Here is an 18122-nt window from a genome sequence, read left to right on the forward strand (position 1 = left end):
CGTCCAGCGTGTGGAGGCGGGTTCAACGCCATCGGCCTCGAACCCGCACACAGCATCAGTTATGAGCGTGCAGTGCTTCGTTCAGCTCGATGGCCGACTTGTGGGTTTTGCATTCCACTGCGCCGGTCTGAGAGTTGCGACGGAACAGCAGGTCTGTCTGACCTGCCAGCTCACGGGCCTTGACGATCTTGACCAGCTCATTGTTTTCGTCGAGCAGCGCGACCTTGGTACCTGCGGTCACATACAGACCCGACTCCACGGTGTTGCGATCACCCAACGGGATGCCGATGCCGGCGTTGGCGCCAATCAGGCAGCCTTCACCGACCTTGATGACGATGTTGCCGCCACCGGACAGCGTACCCATGGTCGAGCAGCCGCCGCCCAGATCCGAACCCTTGCCGACGAATACGCCGGCGGAAACGCGGCCTTCGATCATGCCCGGGCCTTCGGTGCCGCCATTGAAGTTGACGAAGCCTTCGTGCATGACGGTCGTGCCTTCGCCGATATAGGCGCCCAGACGCACGCGAGCGCTGTCAGCGATACGAACGCCGCTCGGCACAACGTAATCGGTCATTTTCGGGAATTTGTCGACCGAGAATACTTCCAGCAGCTCGCCCTTGAGGCGTGCTTCGAGTTGACGCTCGGCCAGTTCGACCAGGTCGACCGCGCCCTGGCTGGTCCAGGCCACGTTTGGCAGCAGAGGGAAGATGCCTGCCAGGTTCAGACCGTGCGGCTTGACCAGGCGGTGCGACAGCAGATGCAGCTTGAGGTACGCCTCGGGAGTCGACGTCAGTGTGGCGTCTTCAGCCAGCAGAGTCGCGACCAGCGGCTTCTGGCTTTCGGCCAGGCGAGTCAGCAGTGCGGCTTGAGTCGTGTCCACGGATTTGACCGCTTCGGCCAGCTTGTAGGCCAGATCGACATTGAAGGTGATTGCCTGGTTGCCGCCGGTGTAACCCAGAACCGGTGCGATGGCCGCGACCAGTTCCGCAGAAGGATTGATCAGAGGCTGAGCATAAAATACTTCAAGCCATGCGCCTTGACGATTTTGGGTGCCGACGCCGAAGGCCAGGCTGAACAGGGTGGTGGACATGTAAATACCTCGTGGCTTTATCAAGGGGCTTTCAGTAGCGCTCTGGCTTACTGTAAAGCCGCTGCATACAGGTCAGGCTTGAAGCCGATCAGGGTTTTATTGCCCAGATCAAGCACTGGACGCTTAATCATGGACGGCTGCGCGAGCATCAGTTCTATGGCTTTCGCCTGGTCGAGATCGGCCTTTTGTCCGTCTTCGAGCTTGCGAAAGGTCGTGCCTGCGCGGTTCAGCACAACCTGCCATCCGTGTTCATTGCACCACTGCTCGAGGTGCTCACGGTCGATGCCCTGGGTCTTGTAGTCGTGAAATTCGTAGCTCGCCGAATGCTCATCGAGCCAGGTACGGGCCTTTTTCATCGTGTCGCAGGCTTTGATGCCAAACAGAGTGTAAGTCATTGTTTAAGGTGGGGTGGCTGATCTTGCTCGATACTCCCCACGTCCTCTCCTCGCAATTTAGCCGACTATTATGCCACGTCATTCCGTTCAGTGTTGTGACAGCGCCAGCACGGAGACTGAACGGAAACTAGATAATAAGGCTAACCATCATTAAGAAAACTTCACCCGCTCACGCTTGAGTCGCTGGCTGCTGCGGGCAATTATTACCCGTCATTTGAAGTTTGGGTGCGTTATGTCTGAGCAAGAGAAGAAGCGTCAGGAAGCGCTTGTCCGGCAGCGTTATTACAGGGAGCGTCAACGTGCCGAGGGATTCAAGCAAAGTACCCTCTGGATTCACGGTGAAGCCGAAGCCCAGGGCCGGCTGGCTGCCCGTGAAGGAAAGCCGTTGCTGCCCATGCAGTCTCATGATCCTGTCAGTTGGGCGGTCGGCTGGGTGGCTGAAAAGCTGCGAACCCGAGAATAGTCAGCACTTTTTTCAGGCGGTCACGCCACACGTGCGAAACGTATGGCGCACTGTTGATTGCAGCAGGATCAGCACCTGTTCGAACGCTGTCCCGTCCTGTCAGGGCGTTTCGAATTTCGAGTTGCTCCGGTCCGCGTAGATGGCACTCATCACGGCGATATCATTGCTGCTGAGCGTCTTGCCCACATTGATGATCTCGAAATCGCCGAGGGTCAGGCCGTTGGGGATATCGAAATGCATGACCGAATCACGATCGTAAGCCGAATGGTGGAAATCGGCGGCCTCGTACCTGTCGAAGAAATTGATATTGATCTCTTCGTCACTCAACCCGGTTTGCGAAAGCAGTGAGCGCACCAGTGGTTCGTTCCAGGGGATGTTTGCCTGCGGATGTTGATGCTCGTGAACCGCGCCCAATGCGTGTCCGAATTCATGCAGAACGATACGCGTCAGGTCCGGCATTGGTTTCAGGTCCGCTGCGTACAGTTCTTTGACGTTGAACTCCATGGTCGATTCATCAGGCTCGGCCAGCAGGGTATCGGTGCCTATGGCGCTCCAGTTCAGATGTTCATTGAAGCCAATTCGGATATCGCTCGCTCCGTCCGTCACGAACTCGAATTTCAGGTTTATGTGCGGCAGCCATTTGCTTGCCGCTTCCACGATGGGGGCTGTGAGGGTGGCCGGAGGATTCTTAAGGAAAAGAACTTTCAGGGTTCGCCCGCGAGCCCAGTATTTGCTGAACGAAACCAGCAGGCGCGCCTGCTGCCTTGGCTGGCCGGTGTCGTCGGTTTCCGAGTTGTACGCAGGGTTGATAGCCGCGTTGGCGGGATTTTCGTGAATCGCTGCTTCATACGAAGCCTGGTGATTTCCAGCGCTGCGCATGCAGCAGGATGCGGGCAGTTTTACGCCTTTGGGAGCAGTGGATGCGGGCATGGGATTGGCCTTCATGGTGATTCGCTCCGTGTCCGGAAGCATGAAAAATGAAGGTTGAGAGTACGTTCACGCAGCGGGCGGGAGGTGGTAACTAATTACCCCGCCGCACATTGCATGCGGCGGGGTGATTTTTTTGGGTTTGGCTTTTACTTGCTCAGGAAGGCGCGGATACGTTCGGCCGCTTCGATGCATTCCGCCAACGGTGCCACGAGTGCCAGACGCACCCGGCCTGCGCCAGGGTTGACGCCGTCCACTTCGCGGGAAAGGTACGAGCCCGGTACTGCGGTGACGTGCTGATCGACGAACAGATCGCGGCAAAATGCAGCGTCATCGGTACCAACATTCGGCCACAGGTAAAAGCCGCCGTCCGGGTGCTGAACGTCGAGCACCGGGCTCAGGATGTCGAGCACCGCAGCGAACTTCTCGCGGTACAGATCACGGTTGGCGCGTACGTGCTCCTCATCATTCCAGGCCGCGATGCTGGCCAGTTGAGTCTGAACCGGCATGGCGCAGCCGTGGTAGGTCCGATACAGCAGGAAGGCCTTGAGGATCTCCGCGTCACCCGCCACAAAACCGGAGCGCAGGCCCGGCAGATTGGAGCGCTTGGACAGGCTGTGGAAGACCACGCAGCGTTTGAAATCCTTGCGGCCCAGCTCGACGCAGGCGCTGAGCAGGCCCGGCGGCGGGGTTTGTTCGTCGAAGTACAGCTCGCTGTAGCACTCGTCCGCAGCAATGACAAAGTCATGTTCGTCAGCCAGGGCAATGAGCTTTTTCAGGGTTTCAACCGGAATCAGTGCGCCGGTCGGGTTGCCCGGCGAGCACAGAAAGAGGATCTGGCAACGCTTCCAGATATCCGGGCTGACGGCATCGAAATCGGGATTGAAACCGTTCTCGCTCAGGCATGGCAGGTAGTGCGGCTGGGCTCCGGCCAGAAAAGCGGCGCCTTCATAGATCTGGTAAAACGGATTCGGGCTGATCACCAGGCCGTCATCACTGCGATTGACCACGGTCTGGGTGAAGGCGAACAGCGCTTCGCGCGTGCCATTGACCGGTAGTACATTGCGCGCCGGATCGATCCAGCCCTGTGGCACATCGAACCGACGGCTGCACCAGCCGGCAATGGCTTCGCGCAGTGCCGGAATACCCAGCGTGGTCGGGTAAACCGCCATCTGATCAAGGTTGTCAGCCAGCGCCTTGGCAACGAAATCGGGGGAGCGGTGCTTCGGTTCGCCAATCGACAGCGCTACCGGACGCTTTTCCGGATTGGGCGTTACGCCGGCCAGCAAAGCGCGCAGCTTCTCGAACGGGTAAGGCTGAAGCAGTTGCATGGCGTTATTCATGGAACGTGTTCCTCAATGAGCTGCGTTGAGTCGATTCGTATGACCGAGTATTCATATGCTGATCCGCAAATCGCCGCCTGGCTCTGAGTTGACGCTCAGTTGCTTGACGATTGCATCCTGCAACTGGCGGCACAATTGTGGATCGGACAGTGGGTGATTGTTGGCGTCGGTGATGAAGAACACGTCTTCCACACGTTCGCCCAGCGTCGCAATCTTGGCGTTTTGCAGGGACAGGTCGAATTCCAGGAAGATTTTGCCGATGCGCGCCAGCAGGCCGGGGCGATCCGGTGCCAGCAATTCGAGTACGGTCACCGGACGCTGGGCGTCGTTGTGAATGGTGACTTGCGGTGCGAAAGCAAAGTGCTTGAGCTGCCGTGGCACGCGGCGCTTGATGATTGTCGGGTAATCATCCGGGTTGCGCAGGGCCTCGGTCAGGCCTTCGCGGATATCCTGAATCCGCTCCGGATTGTTGCCGATCGAACCGCCTTCATTGTCGAGAACGATGTAGGTGTCGAGTGTGAATTTGCTGCTGGACGTAATAATACGCGCGTCATGAATGTTCAGGTTCAGCTGATCCATCGCCGCCACGGTCACCGCGAAGAAATCATGCTGATCCGGGGCGTAAATGAAGATCTGTGTACCGCCCTCGAATTCACGCTGCGTGGTCTCCTTGATCAGCACCAGCGGCCCGCCGTCGGCCGGTTGCTGCAGAATTGCATCGCTATGCCAGGCCACATCGCCTGCGGTGTGACGCAGGAAATAGTCGTCGCCCAGCGCTGACCAGAGCTGCTCGACGTCATCCGGATCGGTGCCGTTGCGTACCAGAATATCCAGCGCGGCAGTCTGTGTGCGACGAATCTGTTCTTCGCGGTCTACCGGATTTTCCAGGCCGCGGCGCAAGGCTCGCTTGGTCTCGGTGTACAGCTGGCGCAGCAGGCTGGCACGCCAAGAGTTCCAGAGCGTCGGATTGGTCGCATTGATGTCGGCGACGGTCAGCACATACAGGTAATCCAGATGCACTTCATCGCCCACGAACTGGGCAAAGTCGTGGATGACCTGCGGGTCGGAAAGGTCCTTGCGCTGGGCGGTGGTCGACATCACCAGATGGTTGCTCACCAGCCAGACGATGAGCCGGGTGTCCCACGCAGGCAGATGATGGCGCGTGCCGAACGCCTGTGCGTCGATTGCGCCCAGCTCCGAGTGATCACCGCCACGACCCTTGCCGATGTCGTGATAAAGCCCGGCCAGGTAGATCAACTCCGGCTTGGGCAGACGGCCCATGATCTTGCTGGCCAGCGGAAATTTCTCGGACACTTCGGTGTATTGCAGCTTGCGCAGGTGTTTGATCAGATTAAGCGTGTGCGCATCGACGGTATAGATGTGAAACAGGTCATGCTGCATCTGGCCGACGATATGGCCGAACTCGGGCAGGTACAGGCCGAGAATGCCGTAGCGGTTCATCCGGCGCAGGTTGCGATGAATGCCGATTTCGCACTTGAACAGCTCGATGAACAGGCTGGTGTTGCGAATATCATTGCGGAAGTCATCGTTGATCAGGTGACGATGTTCACGCAGCAAACGAATGGTGTCGGCACGCACACCCTTTATTTCCGGATGCTGGGCCATGAGCACGAAGATTTCGATCATGGCAAACGGGGTGCGCTTGAAGACGTTCGGGTGGGTAGCTTCTATATACCCGTCGTGCAACTGAAAGCGTGAATTGATCGGCTGTGCCGTACCGCTGTCGTCGGAAAGAATCACTTCTTCGAAATGCTGGATGATCAGATCGCTGAGTTCGGCGATGCTCATGACCACTCGGTAGTACTTCTGCATGAAGCGCTCTATGGCCAGCTTGGCATCGTTGTCTTCATAGCCCAGCAAGCCGGCGATGCGTACCTGATAATCGAACAGAAGCCGGTCCTCTGAGCGTCCGGCCAGCATGTGCAGCGCGTAACGCACCTTCCACAAAAACTCCTGAGAGGAGGCGAGCAGGGCGTTTTCGCTGCCCAGCAGGAAGCCTTCGCCTGCCAGCGCATGCAGGTTCAGCGTGCCGTACTGGCGTCGCGCTACCCAGAGGATGGTCTGAATATCGCGCAGGCCGCCTGGAGAACCCTTGACGTTGGGTTCCAGGTTGTATTCGGTGTCGTTGTACTTGTGGTGACGTTTTTTCTGTTCCGCGTGCTTGGCGAGGAAGAACTCCTTGCTCGGCCACATGTGCTCGGTGCTGGTGACTTCCAGCATGCGCTGGCGCAGATGCTCGGGGCCGGCGATGGTGCGGCTTTCCATCAGATTGGTGATCACGGTCAGGTCGGCGCGGCCTTCCTGTGCGCATTCGTTGACCGAGCGTACGCTCTGTCCGACTTCCAGGCCGATGTCCCACAGCAGCGTCAGAAACCGCTCGATGGGTTCGCGGAAAACTTCGTGGTCGTCGCTGTCCAGCAGGATCAGCAGATCGATGTCCGAGTACGGGTGCAGCTCGCCGCGGCCATAGCCACCCACTGCCAGGAGCGCGATGTCGGCGTCTTCACTCCATTCGAACTGATCCCAGGCCTTTTGCAGGATGTTATCGACAAACCATGCCCGGTCCTCGATCAGTCGTCGAATGTCACGGCCCGACCGGAAGCGCTCATCAAGGACGTCTCTCGCTTTGCGGATGGCCTTCTTGAACGCAGCGATGGGGCTGGCTTTCAAGGCCAGTTCGGCCTGGAACTGGCCACGATCGAACAAGTCTGGATCTACTTGCGGCATTGAGCAGTATTCCTCGTGTCGGGCTGTGCAAGTGACGGGCATGGGTTCAGCCGGGCAGACTCGGGTCAGGGAGCCTTTTGGGCAATGGTGTCGTCGCTGCGCAAGGTGAAGATTTCGTAACCGTCGGCGGTCACCAGCAGCGTGTGCTCCCATTGCGCCGAGAGCTTGCGGTCCTTGGTGATCGCCGTCCAGCCATCGCCGAGGATCTTGGTTTCAGGACGCCCCTGGTTGATCATCGGCTCGATGGTGAAGGTCATGCCTTCCTGCAGTTCGATACCGGTTCCGGCCTCGCCAAAGTGCATGACCTGCGGCTCTTCATGAAACACCTTGCCGATGCCATGACCACAGAACTCGCGAACCACGGAGAAACCGTTCTTTTCAGCGTGTTTCTGGATGACGGCACCGATGTCCCCCAGGCGCGTGCCGGGCTTGACGATTTCGATGGCCTTGTACAGGCACTCCTGAGTCACCTTCGACAGGCGCTCGGCCCATACCGGAACGGTGCCGACATGGAACATCCTGCTGGTGTCGCCATGGTAGCCGTCCTTGATGACGGTGACGTCGATGTTCAGCGAGTCACCGTCCTTCAGCTTCTTGTCGCTCGGGATGCCGTGGCAGACCACCTGGTTGATCGAGGTGCAGATCGACTTGGGGAAGCCCTTGTAGTTCAGCGGGGCCGGGATCGCCTTCTGTTCGTTGACGATATAGTCGTGGCAGAGGCGGTCCAGCTCTTCGGTGGTCACACCGGGCTTGACGTGCGGCGCTATCATTTCCAGAACATCGGCGGCCAGGCGACCGGCGATGCGCATCTTTTCGATGTCTTCCGGGGTTTTGAGGGTGATGGTCATACGAATTCTCTCGGCGTGGCAGGCACGCGGTTGGTGCGCAAAGGCGCAATTCTATCAGACCGCCGGTGCCGGGTAATCATCGCTTCCTTCTATAGGCTGTCCATGAAGCTGCAAAGTCACCGCAAAACAAGCACTTGATGGGAGTTCCGTTCTCTTCCCTTTTATGATATAAAATGCGCCGCTTTCCAAGGTCCGTCCTTGAAGCACAAACCCACACACGTGTCGACACGATGACCTGGGTGCCCTTGGCAGATGCCATTGGTTGGTCATTGGGATACGTGGAGGCCTAACCCGACTTATCAAGGAACTATTTATGTCCCAAGTCAATATGCGCGATATGCTGAAGGCTGGTTGCCACTTCGGCCACCAGACCCGTTACTGGAATCCGAAAATGGGTAAGTACATTTTCGGCGCGCGTAACAAGATTCACATCATCAACCTTGAAAAAACCCTGCCTATGTTCAACGAAGCTCTGACTTTCGTTGAGCGCCTGGCTTCGGGCAAAAACAAGATTCTGTTCGTCGGCACCAAGCGTTCCGCTGGCAAGATCGTTGCTGAAGAAGCAGCACGTTGCGGTTCGCCGTACGTCGACCATCGCTGGTTGGGCGGCATGCTGACCAACTTCAAGACCATCCGTCAGTCGATCAAACGTCTGCGTGAGCTGGAAGTACAGGCTGAAGACGGTACTTTCGCCAAGCTGACCAAGAAAGAAGCCCTGATGCGTACCCGTGATCTGGAAAAACTGGATCGCAGCCTGGGTGGTATCAAGGACATGGGCGGTCTGCCGGACGCTCTGTTCGTCATCGACGTTGATCACGAGCGCATCGCGATCACCGAAGCCAACAAGCTGGGCATCCCGGTTATCGGCGTCGTCGATACCAACAGCAGCCCGGAAGGCGTTGACTACATCATCCCGGGCAACGATGACGCAATCCGCGCCATCCAGCTGTACATGGGTTCGATGGCTGATGCTGTTATCCGTGGTCGTAACAATGTTGCTGGCGGCACCGACGTTTTCGTCGAAGAAGCTCCAGCTGCAGCTGCTGTAGAAGGCTGAGTACAAACGCCTGGCGTTTACTCAGTACGCGAAAAGGGGGCTTAGCCCCCTTTTTGCCACCTAGGAAATGATTTGTCGGTCTGTAACCATGACCTCGCTGTCATGTGTTGCTGCCACCCTGATTTTTCAAGAATTGCACGCCCGGCCTGTCGGGTGGAATGGTTGAAGACCTATCCAAGAGGATTTTGAAATGGCAGAGATTACTGCAGCGTTGGTCAAAGAACTGCGCGAGCGTACCGGCGAAGGCATGATGGATTGCAAAAAGGCCTTGACCAAGGCTGGCGGCGACATCGAAAAAGCAATCGACGATATGCGTGCTTCCGGCGCCATCAAGGCCGCCAAGAAAGCAGGTAACGTGGCTGCTGAAGGCGCTATCGCCATCAAGGACGACGGTAAAGCCGCTGTCATCATCGAAGTCAACTCGCAGACCGACTTCCTGGCCCTGCAAGACGACTTCAAGGCTTTCGTTGCTGCAAGCGTCGAAAAAGCCTTCGCTGACAAGATGACTGATGCTGCTCCGTTGATCGAAGCTCAGGAAGCTGCACGTCTGGTACTGGTCGGCAAGGTTGGCGAAAACGTCAACATCCGTCGCCTGAAGCGTATCGAAGGTGATGTTGTAGGTACTTACCTGCACGGCAACAAGATCGGCGTAGTTGTTACCCTCAAGGGTGGCGACGTCGAGCTGGCCAAAGATATCGCCATGCACGTAGCGGCAAGCAACCCTGAGTTCCTGTTCCCTTCGGAAGTGTCTGCTGAAGCGATCGAGCGCGAGAAGAATGTCTTCCTGCAACTGAACGAAGACAAGATCAAAGGCAAGCCGGCTGACATCGTTGAGAAAATGGTTGGCGGTCGTATCACCAAGTTCCTGGCAGAAGCCAGCCTGGTCGAGCAAGCCTTCGTCAAGAACCCGGAAGTCAAGGTCGGTGATCTGGCCAAGAAAGCCGGCGCTGAAATCGTTTCCTTCACCTACTTCAAAGTAGGCGACGGCATCGAGAAACCAGTTGATAACTTCGCTGATGAAGTGGCTGCTCAACTGGCTGCCGCCAAGCAGTAAGACGGTTTTTCAACTGTCGCCCCAAAGAGGCTGCCCGCTCACGCGTGCGGCCTCTTTGTCGAAAGAGAAAGGGAAATTTTCCTTGGAGATTGTGCCCACAAGGCTGCATTCTCCCGACGCGCGCAAAGCGTCAAGCTAAAGTAAGCGCAGGCTTGAAATAGCCCGCACAGATTTTTTTCAGAAAACGCCGCAGGAGAGATTCGCAATGGCTCAGCAGGGCAGTGGTTATCAGGCTCGCTATAAACGCATTCTACTCAAGCTTAGCGGTGAGGCCCTCATGGGCTCGGAAGAGTTCGGCATCGATCCCAAGGTGCTGGATCGCATGGCGCTGGAAGTCGGCCAGCTGGTCGGTATCGGCGTTCAGGTCGGTCTGGTGATCGGCGGCGGCAACCTGTTTCGTGGCGCGGCCTTGAGTGCTGCGGGCATGGATCGGGTGACAGGCGATCACATGGGCATGCTGGCCACTGTGATGAACGCCCTGGCAATGCGCGATGCGCTGGAGCGCGCTAATATCACCGCCATCGTGATGTCGGCCATTTCCATGGTAGGCGTGACCGATCATTACGACCGCCGCAAGGCCATGCGCCATCTCAGCTCGAAGGAAGTGGTGATTTTTGCTGCCGGCACTGGTAATCCGTTCTTTACGACCGACTCGGCTGCCTGCCTGCGAGCGATCGAGATCGACGCCGATGTAGTGCTCAAGGCCACCAAGGTGGACGGTGTCTACACTGCAGATCCGTTCAAGGACCCGAATGCCGAGAAGTTCGATCATCTGACCTACGATGAAGTGCTGGATCGCAAGCTGGGTGTGATGGATCTGACCGCAATCTGCCTGTGTCGCGATCACAAGATGCCATTGCGCGTCTTCAACATGAACAAGCCGGGTGCTCTTCTGAATATCGTCCATGGTGGCGCTGAAGGGACCCTGATCGAGGAAGCACAATAATGATCAACGAAATCAAGAAAGACGCTCAGACCCGCATGCAGAAGAGTCTGGAGTCGCTGACCCATGCGTTCACCCGTATCCGTACCGGCAAAGCGCATCCGAGCATCCTCGGTGGTGTCATGGTTCCTTACTACGGTGCCGATACCCCGCTCAGCCAGGTGGCCAACGTCACCGTCAAGGACTCGCGTACCCTTCAGGTCGTAGCGTTCGAGCGCAACATGCTGGCCGCTGTCGACAAGGCCATCCAGAGTTCCGGTCTGGGTTTCAACCCGACCAACCTGGGTGAGTTGCTGCTGATCTCCATGCCGGCGCTGACCGAAGAAACCCGTAAGGGCTTCACCAAGCAGGCGCGTGATGCCGCAGAAGATGCCCGTGTGGCCGTCCGTAACATTCGCCGTGACGCCTTGAGCCAGTTGAAAGACCTGGTCAAGGAGAAGGAAATCAGCGAAGACGAAGAGCGTCGTGCGGCTGACGACATACAGAAGCTGACTGACAAGTTCGTGGCGGAAATCGAAGTTGCGGTCAAGCAGAAAGAAGCCGATCTGATGGCTGTTTAAGGTTTCGGACGCTTTCATGGAAAAGATAAAACCGGCCATGACGCCCTCGGTGCCGCGCCATGTCGCGATTATCATGGATGGTAATAATCGCTGGGCCAAGAAGCGCCTGCTGCCAGGCGTTGCAGGCCACAAGGCGGGTGTCGATGCTGTGCGGGCCGTTATCGAGGTCTGCGCTGAAGCCCGGGTCGAAGTGCTGACACTGTTCGCGTTTTCCAGTGAAAACTGGCAGCGCCCGGCCGAAGAGGTGGGTGCGCTGATGGAGCTGTTTTTCACGGCGCTGCGCCGTGAAACCAAGCGCTTGAACGAAAACGAGATCAGCCTGCGTATCATCGGCGACCGCTCGCGCTTTCACCCTGAACTTCAGGCGGCCATGCGCGAGGCGGAAGTGCGCACCTCCGGCAATAGCCGCTTCGTGCTGCAGATCGCTGCCAACTACGGTGGGCAGTGGGACATCGCGCAGGCCGCCCAGCGGCTGGCGCGTGAGGTTCAGGCCGGACATCTGCAGCCGGAGGACATTACTCCCCAGTTGTTGCAGACCTGTCTGGCCACCGGCGACCTGCCGTTGCCGGATCTGTGCATCCGCACCGGCGGTGAGCACCGCATCAGCAACTTCCTGCTTTGGCAGCTGGCCTACGCCGAGCTGTACTTCTCCGACCTGTTCTGGCCGGACTTCAAACACGATGCCATGCGCGCTGCGCTGGCAGATTTCGCTTCTCGCCAACGTCGCTTCGGTAAAACCAGCGAACAGGTAGAAGCTGGAGCCCGGGCTTAATGCTGAAACAACGGATCATCACGGCACTCATTCTGTTGCCGATCGCCTTGTGCGGGTTTTTCCTGCTGACCGGCATGTACTTCGCCCTGTTCATCGGGGTGGTCGTGGTTTTGGGTGCCTGGGAATGGGCACGACTCGCAGGTTTTGCCGCACAGTCGATGCGTATCGGCTATGCGGCTGTGGTCGCTGTTCTGCTTTTTCTCATGTACCTGCTGCCGGGGCTGGAGCCCTGGGTGCTGGTTGCCGCAGTCATCTGGTGGGGCGTTGCGACCTTTCTGGTCCTTACCTATCCGGACTCGAGCAGTCACTGGGCAAGTGCAGCGTGCAAGCTGGTCATCGGTCTTCTGATTCTGCTGCCTGCATGGCAGGGTCTGGTTCTGATCAAGCAATGGCCGCTGGGTAACTGGCTGATTCTGTCGGTAATGGTGCTGGTCTGGGCCGCCGACATTGGTGCTTATTTCTCCGGCAAGGCTTTTGGCAAGCGCAAGCTTGCGCCCAAGGTGAGCCCTGGCAAGAGCTGGGAGGGCGTATATGGCGGTCTGGTGGTCAGTCTGGGCATCACGGCAGCAGTGGGCTTTTCCCGCGACTGGACAGTTGCGCAGTTCATTGCGGCGCTCTTCGGCGCAGCGGTGATCGTATTCATCTCGGTGATTGGCGACCTGACCGAAAGCATGTTCAAACGCCAGTCCGGGGTCAAGGACAGCAGCAATCTGTTGCCTGGCCACGGCGGGGTGCTGGACCGTATCGACAGCCTCACGGCGGCCATTCCGGTATTTGCCGTTCTGCTCTGGGCCGCTGACTGGGGTGTCATGTGAGTGGGCCGCAACAAATTACCATTCTGGGTGCAACCGGTTCCATCGGTCTGAGCACTCTGGATGTCGTTGCCCGTCATCCAACGCTTTATCAAGTGTTCGCGCTCACCGGCTTCAGCCGTCTGAACGAACTGCTGGCCTTGTGCATCAGGCACACGCCGCAATACGCCGTAGTGCCTGATCAGGTGGTCGCCCGCAAACTGCAGGATGACCTGGCGGCTGCCGGGCTCGATACCCGGGTGCTGGTCGGCGAGGGCGGTTTGTGCGAAGTGGCCGCTGACCCGCGGGTCGATGCGGTCATGGCCGCCATTGTCGGGGCTGCCGGCTTGCGTCCGACGCTGGCTGCGGTGGAAGCGGGCAAGAAGGTATTGCTGGCCAACAAGGAAGCGCTGGTCATGTCCGGCGCCCTGTTCATGCAGGCTGTTCGGCAAAATGGCGCTGTGCTGTTGCCCATCGACAGCGAGCACAATGCGATCTTCCAGTGCCTGCCCGGCGACTTCGCCCGCGGGCTGGGTGCCGTCGGTGTCCGGCGGATCATGCTGACTGCCTCGGGCGGACCGTTCCGCGAAACGCCGCTGGAGCAGTTGCAGAATGTTACGCCAGAGCAGGCCTGTGCCCATCCGGTCTGGTCGATGGGGCGCAAGATCTCCGTCGATTCGGCAACCATGATGAACAAGGGGCTCGAGCTGATCGAAGCCTGCTGGCTGTTCGATGCGCGTCCGGATCAGGTCGAGGTGGTCATTCACCCGCAAAGCGTGATCCACTCGCTGGTCGACTATGTCGATGGCTCGGTGCTGGCTCAGTTGGGAAATCCCGACATGCGTACCCCCATCGCCAATGCACTGGCATGGCCTGCGCGTGTAGACTCTGGCGTTGCGCCACTGGATCTGTTTCGTATCGGCCAGCTTGATTTTCAGGCGCCGGACGAGGAACGATTCCCATGTCTGCGGCTGGCCCGACAGGCGGCGGAGGCTGGGGGCAGTGCACCTGCCATGCTCAACGCGGCCAATGAAGTGGCCGTTGCGGCATTCCTCGAAGGGCGTATCCGCTACCTGGAAATCGCCGGTATTATCGAGGAGGTTCTCGATCACGAGCCTGTCACTGCGGTCGAAGGGCTGGATGCGGTGTTCGCAGCTGACGCGAAGGCGCGTTTGCTGGCAGGCCAATGGCTTGAGAGACACGGGCGATAGCGACCTGAAAACCCGTCAGGGTGTGAGTGAAAGGGTTGATGTGGTGCGTCAACGGCGGGCCTGAAGGCCTGCAATGATTAACACACTGGCCGACCAGTCGGTACCCGGAGAAGACTGATGAGCGCTTTATACATGATTCTCGGCACCCTGATTGCGCTGGGTGTGCTGGTGACCTTCCACGAATTCGGCCACTTCTGGGTGGCGCGTCGTTGTGGCGTCAAAGTGCTGCGTTTTTCAGTAGGCTTCGGCACGCCTCTGCTGCGCTGGCATGACCGTCAGGGCACAGAATACGTGGTGGCTGCCATCCCTCTGGGCGGCTATGTGAAAATGCTCGACGAGCGCGAGGGTAATGTTCCGCCCGAGCTCGCTGACCAATCGTTCAATCGCAAGACAGTAGGGCAGCGCATCGCCATCGTGATCGCCGGCCCGACAGCCAACTTCCTTCTCGCCATCGCATTTTTCTGGGTGCTGGCGATGATGGGCAGTGAGCAGGTGCGTCCGGTTATCGGCGCAGTGGAGGCCGGAAGTATCGCCCAGCAGGCTGGCCTGACGGCTGGACAGGAAATCGTCGCTGTCGATGGCGAGCCTACTTCTGGTTGGGCCGGGGTCAACCTGCAACTGGTCCGTCGTCTGGGTGAAAGCGGTACTATCGCTTTGAAGGTCAGGGATCAGGGTTCTACGGTCGACACCTCCCGTGAGCTGGTACTCAATGACTGGCTGAGGGGCGCAGAAGAGCCTGATCCTATCAAGTCGCTGGGTATTCGTCCGTGGCGTCCCGCGCTGTTGCCGGTGCTGGCAGAAATCGATCCGAAAGGTCCAGCGCAGAGCGCGGGGCTTAAAACAGGTGATCGTCTGGTTTCGATGGACGGTCAGCCGCTCAATGAGTGGCAACAGGTTGTGGATCGGGTACGCGAGCGTCCTGAGGCGAAGATTTCGCTGCGCATCGAGCGCGACGGCGTGCAAATGGACGTGCCGGTGACTCTCGCGGCCAAGGGCGAGGGCAAGGCTGCCGCGGGTTACCTCGGTGCTGGTGTGAAAGCTGTCGATTGGCCACCGGAAATGCTGCGCGAGGTCAGTTACGGGCCTTTCGCGGCGATGGCCGAGGGTGTGAAGCGCACCTGGAACATGAGTGTGCTGACCCTGGACTCGCTGAAGAAAATGTTGTTCGGCGAGCTCTCGGTAAAAAACTTGAGTGGACCGATAACCATTGCTAAAGTGGCGGGCGCTTCGGCCCAGTCGGGCATCGGAGATTTTCTGAACTTCCTCGCTTATCTGAGTATTAGCCTGGGTGTTCTGAATCTGCTGCCCATTCCCGTCCTGGACGGGGGGCATTTGCTGTTTTATCTGATCGAGTGGGCGCGTGGTCGTCCCCTTTCGGAAAAGGTTCAAGGTTGGGGGGCGCAGATCGGTATCAGTCTGGTAGTGGGCGTAATGTTGCTCGCGCTGGTCAACGATCTGGGCCGACTGTAAAGCGTTGCCGAGTTGCGAATCTGCCGCATTTTGCGGCAGTTTGTTTATTGCCAGTTGGAATAAGAAAGGACTTCATGAAACGTCTGCTGCTAACTGCGGTTCTTTCCGCACTGATGATCGCTGAAGTTCACGCCGAGTCCTTCACCATCTCCGATATCCGTGTCAACGGCCTGCAGCGGGTATCCGCCGGCAGTGTCTTTGGTGCATTGCCGCTGAACGTAGGCGAGCAGGCGGACGATGGTCGTTTGGTCGATGCTACCCGTTCGCTGTTTAAAACCGGTTTCTTTCAAGATATCCAGCTGGGTCGCGACGGCAACGTGCTCGTCATCAATGTCGTCGAGCGCCCTTCGGTTGCGAGTATCGAAATCGAGGGTAACAAGGCCATTTCCACCGAGGACCTGATGAAGGGGCTGAAACAGTCCGGTCTGGCCGAAGGTGAGATTTTCCAGCGTGCAACCCTCGAAGGTGTGCGTAACGAGCTGCAACGTCAATACGTTGCCCAAGGCCGTTACTCTGCCGAGGTTGACGCCGAGGTCGTTCCTCAGCCGCGCAACCGCGTAGGCCTGAAGATCAACATCAATGAAGGCACCGTAGCCTCCATTCAACACATCAACGTGGTGGGCAACACTGTCTTCTCCGATGAAGACCTGACCGACCTGTTCGAGCTCAAGACCAGCAACTGGCTGTCGTTCTTCAAGAATGATGACAAGTACGCCCGTGAAAAGCTGTCGGGTGACCTTGAGCGTCTGCGTTCGTACTACCTCGATCGCGGCTATATCAACATGGATATCGCCTCGACCCAGGTGTCTATCACGCCTGACAAGAAGAACGTGTACATCACGGTCAACATCAACGAAGGCGAGAAGTACAGCGTCAAGTCGGTCAAGCTGAGCGGTGACCTCAAGGTCCCTGAAGACCAGGTCAAATCCCTGTTGCTGGTGCAGCCGGGCCAGGTCTTCTCGCGCAAGGTCATGACCACGACGTCCGAACTGATCACCCGTCGTCTGGGTAACGAAGGCTATACCTTCGCCAACGTCAACGGCGTGCCGACGCCGAACAACGAAGACCACACGGTCGATATCACCTTTGTCGTCGACCCGGGCAAGCGTGCCTACGTCAACCGTATCAACTATCGCGGCAACACCAAGTCGGAAGACGAAGTGCTGCGTCGCGAAATGCGTCAGATGGAAGGCGGCTGGGCATCGACCTACCTGATCGACCAGTCGAAAACCCGTCTGGATCGTCTGGGCTTCTTCAAGGAAGTCAACGTCGAGACGCCACCTGTTCCAGGCACCGACGATCAGGTCGATGTGAACTACGCCGTTGAAGAGCAGGCGTCCGGCTCGATCACCGCCAGCGTCGGCTTCGCGCAAAGCGCCGGTCTGATCCTCGGTGGTTCGATCAGCCAGAACAACTTCCTGGGTACTGGTAACAAGGTCAGCATCGGTCTGACCCGCAGCGAATACCAGAGCCGTTACAACTTCAGCTACGTCGATCCGTACTACACGCCGGACGGTGTCAGCCTGGGTTACAGCGCGTTCTACCGCACCACCAACTACGATGACCTCGACGTTGATGTTGCAAGCTATGCGGTTGACAGCCTGGGTGCCGGTATCAACCTCGGCTACCCGATCAGCGAGACTTCGCGCCTGACCTACGGCTTGACCGTCCAGCAGGACGAAATCAAGACCGGCAAGTACACCGTTGACGAGATTTTTGACTTCGTCGAGAAGGAAGGCGACAAGTACCTGAACTTCAAGGGCTCGGTTGGCTGGTCTGAATCGACTCTGAACAAGGGCGTTCTGGCGACCCGTGGTCATTCGCAAAGCCTCGTGTTCGAATCCACCTTGCCGGGCAGCGACCTGTCGTTCTTCAAGCTGGATTACCGTGCTCAGTACTTCCATCCGATCACCGATAACTACACCCTGCGTCTGCACACCGAGCTGGGTTACGGTGACGGATACGGTTCGACCTCGGGTCTGCCGTTCTACGAGAACTACTACGCGGGCGGTTTCAACTCGGTACGTGGCTTCAAGGACAGCACTCTTGGTCCACGCAGTACGCCTAGTAATGGTTCCAAGCCAGGTACATTGGCGGACCCGGATCAGGATCCACTGCCGTTCGGCGGTAACGCCTTGGTTCAGGGTGGTGTAGAAGTCATGTTCCCGCTGCCATTCGTCAAGGATCAGCGCTCGCTGCGTACGTCTGTGTTCTGGGACGTGGGTAATGTCTTCGATACCAAGTGCGACTCGACCAGAACAAGCTCGTCAGGCAAGAAAGTCGAATGTAACGACATCGACCTTTCCGGCATGGCTAGCTCTGTGGGTATCGGCGTCACCTGGATCACCGCACTCGGCCCGCTGAGCTTCGCTCTGGCGATGCCGATCAAGAAGCCGGACGACGAAGCCGAAACGCAGGTTTTCCAATTCTCCTTGGGTCAGACCTTCTAA

Annotated in this window: 16 protein-coding genes; 10 read left to right on the forward strand and 6 right to left on the reverse strand. The window is 58.0% G+C overall.

Annotated elements, in window-relative coordinates; translation table 11 throughout:
- Positions 1-55 precede the first annotated feature (55 nt).
- Both dapD and AO388_RS02860 read right to left on the reverse strand, forming a co-directional pair.
- Positions 56-1090 (reverse strand): 2,3,4,5-tetrahydropyridine-2,6-dicarboxylate N-succinyltransferase, encoded by a 1035-nt coding sequence (gene dapD, locus AO388_RS02855; protein WP_003364873.1) that lies wholly within the window; start codon positions 1088-1090, stop codon positions 56-58.
- A 47-nt stretch (positions 1091-1137) separates the two neighbouring features.
- Complete coding sequence (locus AO388_RS02860; protein WP_003364871.1) at positions 1138-1485, reverse strand: ArsC family reductase; 348 nt, start codon at positions 1483-1485, stop codon at positions 1138-1140.
- 232 nt (positions 1486-1717) lie between these two features.
- Between AO388_RS02860 and AO388_RS29120 the strand changes: the two genes are divergently transcribed.
- On the forward strand, positions 1718-1948 hold the full coding sequence (locus tag AO388_RS29120) for a hypothetical protein (RefSeq protein ID WP_003314288.1): 231 nt from the start codon (positions 1718-1720) through the stop codon (positions 1946-1948).
- 99 nt (positions 1949-2047) lie between these two features.
- Here the strand turns inward: AO388_RS29120 and AO388_RS02870 are convergent, their stop codons facing one another.
- From AO388_RS02870 to map, 4 genes are all read right to left on the reverse strand, one after another.
- Positions 2048-2893, reverse strand: a complete 846-nt coding sequence (locus AO388_RS02870; RefSeq protein ID WP_054080753.1) for a matrixin family metalloprotease — start codon at positions 2891-2893, stop codon at positions 2048-2050.
- Positions 2894-3024: 131 nt separating this feature from the next.
- A complete protein-coding gene (gene dapC / locus AO388_RS02875) occupies positions 3025-4218 on the reverse strand; it encodes a succinyldiaminopimelate transaminase (protein ID WP_058416023.1) in 1194 nt (397 codons plus the stop codon).
- A gap of 51 nt (positions 4219-4269) precedes the next feature.
- On the reverse strand, positions 4270-6966 hold the full coding sequence (locus tag AO388_RS02880) for a [protein-PII] uridylyltransferase (RefSeq protein WP_003433386.1): 2697 nt from the start codon (positions 6964-6966) through the stop codon (positions 4270-4272).
- A gap of 65 nt (positions 6967-7031) precedes the next feature.
- The gene (gene map / locus AO388_RS02885; RefSeq protein WP_003391089.1) at positions 7032-7814 is read right to left on the reverse strand and encodes a type I methionyl aminopeptidase; all 783 of its coding nucleotides are present in this window, start codon (positions 7812-7814) and stop codon (positions 7032-7034) included.
- Positions 7815-8127: 313 nt separating this feature from the next.
- On the opposite strand from map, the gene rpsB reads away from it, so the two are divergent.
- The 9 genes from rpsB (at position 8128) to bamA (ending at position 18122) form a co-directional block, all read left to right on the forward strand.
- Entirely contained in the window at positions 8128-8871 is a 744-nt protein-coding gene (gene rpsB / locus AO388_RS02890; RefSeq protein ID WP_003314293.1) for a 30S ribosomal protein S2, read from the forward strand.
- A 190-nt stretch (positions 8872-9061) separates the two neighbouring features.
- Positions 9062-9925 (forward strand): translation elongation factor Ts, encoded by an 864-nt coding sequence (gene tsf / locus AO388_RS02895; protein ID WP_003364858.1) that lies wholly within the window; start codon positions 9062-9064, stop codon positions 9923-9925.
- Between the two features lie 205 nt (positions 9926-10130).
- On the forward strand, positions 10131-10871 hold the full coding sequence (pyrH, locus tag AO388_RS02900; protein ID WP_003364856.1) for a UMP kinase: 741 nt from the start codon (positions 10131-10133) through the stop codon (positions 10869-10871).
- Complete coding sequence (gene frr, locus AO388_RS02905) at positions 10871-11428, forward strand: ribosome recycling factor (protein WP_003433381.1); 558 nt, start codon at positions 10871-10873, stop codon at positions 11426-11428. Before pyrH ends, frr begins: the two co-directional genes overlap by 1 nt.
- A gap of 16 nt (positions 11429-11444) precedes the next feature.
- Positions 11445-12200 (forward strand): polyprenyl diphosphate synthase, encoded by a 756-nt coding sequence (gene uppS, locus AO388_RS02910; protein ID WP_003433380.1) that lies wholly within the window; start codon positions 11445-11447, stop codon positions 12198-12200.
- Complete coding sequence (locus AO388_RS02915) at positions 12200-13015, forward strand: phosphatidate cytidylyltransferase (protein ID WP_003415535.1); 816 nt, start codon at positions 12200-12202, stop codon at positions 13013-13015. Before uppS ends, AO388_RS02915 begins: the two co-directional genes overlap by 1 nt.
- Positions 13012-14202: a 1-deoxy-D-xylulose-5-phosphate reductoisomerase gene (ispC, locus tag AO388_RS02920; RefSeq protein WP_003364848.1), complete on the forward strand. Its 1191-nt coding sequence runs from the start codon at positions 13012-13014 to the stop codon at positions 14200-14202. The genes AO388_RS02915 and ispC overlap by 4 nt, the downstream gene beginning before the upstream one ends.
- Positions 14203-14319: 117 nt before the next feature.
- A complete protein-coding gene (gene rseP, locus AO388_RS02925) occupies positions 14320-15672 on the forward strand; it encodes a sigma E protease regulator RseP (RefSeq protein ID WP_003364845.1) in 1353 nt (450 codons plus the stop codon).
- 74 nt (positions 15673-15746) lie between these two features.
- The gene (gene bamA, locus AO388_RS02930; RefSeq protein ID WP_003433375.1) at positions 15747-18122 is read left to right on the forward strand and encodes an outer membrane protein assembly factor BamA; all 2376 of its coding nucleotides are present in this window, start codon (positions 15747-15749) and stop codon (positions 18120-18122) included.

Source organism: Pseudomonas sp. ICMP 10191 (assembly GCF_001467335.1).
Lineage (GTDB): Bacteria > Pseudomonadota > Gammaproteobacteria > Pseudomonadales > Pseudomonadaceae > Aquipseudomonas > Aquipseudomonas cerasi.

Coding starts and splice junctions, on each gene's coding strand:
- dapD (WP_003364873.1), bottom strand. CDS start 1,090: ATGTCCACCACCCTGTTCAGCCTGGCCTTCGGCGTCGGCACCCAAAAT.
- AO388_RS02860 (WP_003364871.1), bottom strand. CDS start 1,485: ATGACTTACACTCTGTTTGGCATCAAAGCCTGCGACACGATGAAAAAG.
- AO388_RS29120 (WP_003314288.1), top strand. CDS start 1,718: ATGTCTGAGCAAGAGAAGAAGCGTCAGGAAGCGCTTGTCCGGCAGCGT.
- AO388_RS02870 (WP_054080753.1), bottom strand. CDS start 2,893: ATGAAGGCCAATCCCATGCCCGCATCCACTGCTCCCAAAGGCGTAAAA.
- dapC (WP_058416023.1), bottom strand. CDS start 4,218: ATGAATAACGCCATGCAACTGCTTCAGCCTTACCCGTTCGAGAAGCTG.
- AO388_RS02880 (WP_003433386.1), bottom strand. CDS start 6,966: ATGCCGCAAGTAGATCCAGACTTGTTCGATCGTGGCCAGTTCCAGGCC.
- map (WP_003391089.1), bottom strand. CDS start 7,814: ATGACCATCACCCTCAAAACCCCGGAAGACATCGAAAAGATGCGCATC.
- rpsB (WP_003314293.1), top strand. CDS start 8,128: ATGTCCCAAGTCAATATGCGCGATATGCTGAAGGCTGGTTGCCACTTC.
- tsf (WP_003364858.1), top strand. CDS start 9,062: ATGGCAGAGATTACTGCAGCGTTGGTCAAAGAACTGCGCGAGCGTACC.
- pyrH (WP_003364856.1), top strand. CDS start 10,131: ATGGCTCAGCAGGGCAGTGGTTATCAGGCTCGCTATAAACGCATTCTA.
- frr (WP_003433381.1), top strand. CDS start 10,871: ATGATCAACGAAATCAAGAAAGACGCTCAGACCCGCATGCAGAAGAGT.
- uppS (WP_003433380.1), top strand. CDS start 11,445: ATGGAAAAGATAAAACCGGCCATGACGCCCTCGGTGCCGCGCCATGTC.
- AO388_RS02915 (WP_003415535.1), top strand. CDS start 12,200: ATGCTGAAACAACGGATCATCACGGCACTCATTCTGTTGCCGATCGCC.
- rseP (WP_003364845.1), top strand. CDS start 14,320: ATGAGCGCTTTATACATGATTCTCGGCACCCTGATTGCGCTGGGTGTG.
- bamA (WP_003433375.1), top strand. CDS start 15,747: ATGAAACGTCTGCTGCTAACTGCGGTTCTTTCCGCACTGATGATCGCT.